The sequence below is a fragment of the Synechococcus sp. R5-15 genome (genome assembly GCF_047462035.1).
Lineage (GTDB): Bacteria > Cyanobacteriota > Cyanobacteriia > Thermostichales > Thermostichaceae > Thermostichus.
The window spans coordinates 1-4,740 of record NZ_JANSIK010000190.1; the positions used below are offsets into that span (position 1 = coordinate 1).

Consider the following 4,740-nt stretch of genomic DNA (forward strand, 5'->3'; position numbering starts at 1 on the left):
CAAATGGCAGAGGCTCTGGCCCAGCGCAACTGGCTGGCAGCCGATGCCTTCATTGCCGTGACCCGGGTGATTCCCCCCCTCGATTGGCTGCCCCCCCACTTGAGCTCTCTAGAAGGCTACCTGTTCCCAGACACCTATCTTTTCCCCATCGAACAGGTGGAGGGATCCCTGCCGGATCGGGAAAAGGCCCAGATGGTGGTCGACGCCATGCTGCAGCGATTTGTCGCAGTGGCCCTGCCCCTGTTCCGCCAGCACACCACTTCCCTGTCTCTGCACGAGTGGGTTACCCTGGCCAGCATTGTGGAGCGGGAGGCCGTGGTGCCGGAAGAACGCGCTTTGATTGCAGGTGTCTTTCTGAACCGGCTTAAGAAAGGGATCCCCCTGGGAGCCGATCCGACGGTGGAATATGCCTTGAATATCCGGCAAACCCCAGATCGCCGCCTCACCCTTGCGGAGGTGCGTACCCCCTCTCCCTACAACACCTACCTCAACCCGGGTTTGCCCCCCGGCCCCATCGCCAGCCCGGGCTTGGCCAGCCTAAAAGCCGTTTTGGAGCCTGAGCAAACCGACTATCTCTACTTCGTGGCCCGCTACGATGGCACTCACATTTTCAGCAAAACCCTAGCAGAGCACGAGGCAGCCCAATTGCAAATTATTCAAGAGCGCCGACAAGCTGCCCAGGGATCCCACCATAGTCCTCAACCCAGTCCTTAGCCGAGGAGCGGATGGTACACAAACCTTGGTTCAAGCTCCTGCAACCGGATCTGGTGGTGGCCGGCACTGTCTTAAAGTTGCGGGCAGAAGACCTGTGGGCCTGGCAGGTAAAAGGCATCATCTTTGACGTAGACGGTACACTGGTGCCGAGCCGACAGGTTGAGGTGGATCCCGCTGTGGCTGCTTGGCTGGAGCAGTTGCGTCCGCACTTTCAAATTTGGCTGGTGAGCAACAACCTCAATCGCAGCCGCATCCAACAAATCGGAGAAAGCCTGAACCTGCCCTACATTCACCGCGCTGGGAAACCCTCACGGCGGGCCTTGCGGCGGGCCGTAGCCCAGATGGGCTTGCCGGTAGAAGCAGTGGCTATGGTGGGAGACCGCCTGTTGACGGATATTTTGGCAGGCAATCGACTGGGGTTGGTAACCGTGCTGGTCAACTCCCTCTTGTCCGAAGCAGTCGAAAAGAACCCTGCTACCCTCTAGGGGCTGCGCTTTTAAGAGATTTGAAGATTGGACAACAATAGTTGCTTGTCCCTCACCCCCGACCCCTCTCCCAAGGGGAAGAAGGGAGCTAGGAACCGAGGCAATAGGCCAGTTTGCCGTTATTTCAGATTAGGGTGAGATGCCTGGGCTACTGAAAAGAGCCCTAGGGATCCCTGCATTATTGCTCCGCAACGCTGACGCGAAGACGCGACGACGCGACCAACGTTTTAGGTGTGGGTAGAGTGTCCTAGTTTGAATCGAAATGACCAACTACCTGACCCATCTACTCCAGTTTTTTGTAGAGTGACGGCAGGTGAGCCGGATCCCGCATTGAGGCCCAGTGGGCAGCGGTGTGAGGGCAGTGTGAGATCCAAAGGTCAACCATGCGAACCATCCCTATCGTCAAGTCCGCCATGCAACGGCTAAAGTCCATGCTGCAAAAATCCCTGCGTTCTGCTCCGACTTCCCCCCGCTCCAGATCCCTGCTGGCATCCAATGGACGGAGCCTGATCAAGCTGGGCAGCTTTCTGGCCTTGCCTTTGATATTCTCGACATTGCCCGGTTGGGCTTTAACATTGGTGGCGCGTCCGGATCTGCGCGACCTCAAACGTGCAGCCGTGGTTCGGGTGGTCAACTACAACACCCTGGTTGTTCAGCTTGAAGGAGACTTGAATTTGCGGCTGGTGCAACTGATTGGGATCGATCCCTTGCCTGACCCGATCAACCCCAACTGGACGGAGTTGCGCGGACAAACCCCTCTGGCAGTTTACAATGCCGGCCAATATTTGCAGACTGCTCTGCTGGGACGTGAGGTGTTTTTGGAGTTGGATCCTGCCCTAGCCCCTGCTCCCACCTTGCCTGCCTACGTTTGGCAAGCCAATACCCTCATCAACCAGGAAATGCTGTTTTTGGGGCATGGCCTGTTGTCGCCACAAACCGATGGCTTGAAGTACGGCCCCATTCTTACTGAAGCTGCCGATGCAGCCAAAAGACAAGGACGCGGCTACTGGACAACCTACGGCCCTCGCTAGAGACCGAGCCAAACGCAGAGCGTTGATAATTATTCCCAACAGCTATCTTTCGCCGGTTGGTGAGAGGTAGGTATTGTGGGCATAGCTGCTCCGAAGGGCAGTGAAACAGCCCGAAGATTCTGAGCTTTCCTCTCCACATCTTGGTTGGTCACCCCTCAGAGCCGAGCTGCCGGGAAAGGGTTGAACCGTTCTCTTGGGATTTCTCGCTTGTTTATGATGATCTCGTGTGGGTTTCCAAACGCGGGCTGCCCAGCTTTTCAGGGAAACGTAAGGGATCCCACTGTGGGGTTTGGAGTTCCCTATGGCGGATGAGTTGCCATTTACCTTAGATCAGCTCCTCATCGTGCGGGCAATTGCCCAGCAGGGTAGTTTTCGCCGTGCTGCCGATAGCCTGTTTGTCTCCCAGCCTGCCGTCAGCTTGCAAGTACAGAACCTGGAGCGACAGTTGGGGGTGGTGCTGTTCGACCGCAGTGGGCGCAAGGTGGAGCTGACGGATGCCGGGAAAGTGGTGCTGCAGTACAGCGAGCGCATCCTCAAGCTGTGCCGTGAGGCCGTCGAGGCCCTAGCGGATTTGCAGAAAATGGAGGGGGGGCATCTGGTTCTGGGGGCCAGCCAAACGGTGGGCACCTATGTCATGCCTTCTTTGATCGCCCAATATCACCGCCGCTATCCACAAATTTCCGTACAGCTCTTGGTGCAATCCACGCGGCGAATTGCCCAGAAATTGGTGGACGGCCAGTTGGACGTGGCCATTGTTGGCGGGGAGATCCCCTTTGAGCTGCAGCGGCACTTGAAGGTGATGGCTCTGGCGGAAGATGAATATGTGTTGGTCGGTGCTCCCGGGTGTGCCATCGACTCTCCGGCTCTTGTGGATCTGCTGGCTTTGCCCTTCATCACCTTGGATCCCCAGTCTTCCACTCGGCAAACCATCGATCGGGTGCTGAACCGCCACGGCATTAACCCGGCCCAATTGAACGTGCGGCTGGAACTCAGCTCGATTGAAGCGATCAAAAATGCTGTCCAGGCGGGTTTGGGGGTGGCCTTTTTGTCTACGGTGGCAGTGGGATCCGATGTGGAACAGGGGCGGTTCCGGAAGCTGGCGGTGGAAGGGCTACAGATACGGCGTACCCTCTGGCTGGCTTTTAACCCGGAGCGCTATCAATCGCAGGCAGCCACCCGCTTCCTCCAAGGGCTGCTGACCCGCCAAGACTGGCTGAAAACTCCCCCGCCCCATTTGCAGTTGATCGGCTAAGTTGCGATGCGTTACGGTCTTTTCCGAGTTGATGGGATCCCAGGTAGATTCCGGTGGATTGAGCAGGATCCCTGTTCAAAGAGATACGAGAGATATTTCCGTATAGGTGCATTCGCTGTAGCCAATGCTGCTCCGGAAGAAACTGCATCTGCTGAATCTGTCTGTGTCTACTGACCCCAAGCCGATGACCAGGCAAACGCTGTTGGAACGACTCCCCCTGGCCCAGCGCTTGGCGGAGTTACAGGCCCGCGTTCAAGAGATCCCGCTGCACAGGGTGAAATTGGAAGGGTTGAACATCGCAGGGGCAGAGTCCTGCTGGGCTGCCTATCGAGACTGGGGAAAAGGGATCCCACTGCTGTTTCTGCATGGCTTTATGGCCACTCATGCCAACTGGTGGCCGCTGATGCAAGGGTTGGGAGACGAATATCGCTGCATTGCCTTGGATTTACTGGGGTTCGGGCAGTCCGGCCAACCGGCCTTGCACTACGACATCGCTGCAGAAGTAGAGTTTGTGCGCGGATTTGTCCAAAGGCTGGGCCTAGCTGCTCCGGTTTTGGTGGGCCATTCCTTTGGGGGATGGGTGGCGGCAGCTTACGCCGTGCGGTATCCGCTGCGGGGGTTGGTTTTGTTGGCTCCTGCCGGGATCCGCGACGACAGCTTTGTGAGACGCTACAACCATTTGCGGCCCTTGCTCTGGGAAAGCGCTTGGGTGGATTGGCTGTTGCGGGCGATCGCTCCGCTGGCCCGCTGGTGGCATTGGGAAGACAAGCTGGCCCAGCTCTTGTGGTTGCGGGGATCCCTGCGTCAGCAGCCGGTCGCTCGGCAATTTCTCCGACAACGTCTGCGCCCACAAGCTGCTGTCGATACGGTTGAACATTATCTCAACTACATTCAGGCCCCCACCCTGGTGATCGCCGCCGAACAGGACGACACCATTCCCCTCTGGCACTGCCAAACCTATGCCGAAGGGATCCCTGGGGCTCAGCTCAAGATCCTGGCCGGGGCCGGCCACGCCATCCCTGCCTTGCATGGGGAACAGGTGCTGCCCCTGATCCGGGAATTTCTCGACACAGCCCTTTCCGCACAATGCGGGCTTTGAGCTGGGGCTGTAGCGTATGGCCGAGAGAGGAATGCCGCTTGCCAGATGGCGATGCCCGATAGGCGACGGAGCGCCGCCCAAGGGGAACGCGTAAACTACCCGGCCCTGACTGCTTCGCAGTACAGGGCGGGCTTTCGGTAGCCCTGCAGTTGGCAAGCC

At 58.0% G+C, this 4,740-nt stretch carries 5 protein-coding genes; all 5 read left to right on the forward strand.

Annotation, left to right across the window (positions count from 1 at the left end; translation table 11 throughout):
* On the forward strand, nt 1–714 hold a 714-nt coding region (mltG, locus tag NW839_RS13360; protein ID WP_414380712.1), incomplete at its 5' end, for an endolytic transglycosylase MltG.
* A gap of 11 nt (nt 715–725) precedes the next feature.
* Nucleotides 726–1,199, forward strand: coding sequence for a YqeG family HAD IIIA-type phosphatase (locus tag NW839_RS13365; protein WP_414329713.1), 474 nt, complete (start codon nt 726–728; stop codon nt 1,197–1,199).
* Between the two features lie 383 nt (nt 1,200–1,582).
* A complete protein-coding gene (locus NW839_RS13370; RefSeq protein WP_414343347.1) occupies nt 1,583–2,230 on the forward strand; it encodes a thermonuclease family protein in 648 nt (215 codons plus the stop codon).
* A gap of 301 nt (nt 2,231–2,531) precedes the next feature.
* Nucleotides 2,532–3,482 carry a LysR substrate-binding domain-containing protein gene (locus NW839_RS13375; protein WP_011433865.1) on the forward strand — a complete coding sequence of 317 codons (951 nt, stop codon included), beginning with the start codon at nt 2,532–2,534 and terminating at the stop codon, nt 3,480–3,482.
* Between the two features lie 163 nt (nt 3,483–3,645).
* Nucleotides 3,646–4,581, forward strand: a complete 936-nt coding sequence (locus tag NW839_RS13380) for an alpha/beta fold hydrolase (protein ID WP_414380714.1) — start codon at nt 3,646–3,648, stop codon at nt 4,579–4,581.
* Nucleotides 4,582–4,740: the final 159 nt, after the last annotated feature.